Origin of the sequence: Streptomyces sp. WM6386 (genome assembly GCF_000972385.1) — a bacterium.
GTDB lineage: Bacteria > Actinomycetota > Actinomycetes > Streptomycetales > Streptomycetaceae > Streptomyces.
In genome coordinates this window covers 1-387 of the sequence record NZ_JXTE01000586.1, presented here as the reverse complement: position 1 = coordinate 387, position 387 = coordinate 1, and the positions used below count along the sequence as shown (strand labels likewise).

Sequence of the window (387 nt, the reverse complement as noted above, 5' to 3'; positions counted from 1 at the left end):
GAGTTCCAGGTCACCGACGGCAACCGCGCCCTGATCCTCCGGCTGTGCGCCGACCTGGACGGGCTGCCGCTGGCCATCGAGCTGGCCGCGGCCCGGTTGCGGACCTTGACCATCGACGAGGCGATCACCCGGCTGGAGGACCGCTTCCGGCTGCTCACGAACGGCAGCCGGGTAGCCCGGCCGCATCAGCGCACGCTACGCGCGCTGATCGACTGGAGTCACGAGCTGTGCACCCCTGCCGAGCGGCTGCTGTGGCACCGGCTTTCGGTCTTCGCCGACGACTTCGGCCTGGACGCGGCCGAGGATGTGTGTGGGGGCGACGGAATCGGCCGGGACGAGGTGCTGGATCTCCTCGACCGGCTGGTGGCGCAGTCCGTCGTCCTGCCC

1 pseudogene is annotated in these 387 nt (G+C 71.1%); it reads left to right on the top strand.

The annotated features are described in order from the left end of the window. A pseudogene (locus TN53_RS42810) lies at positions 1–387 on the top strand (LuxR family transcriptional regulator); the annotation flags it as partial.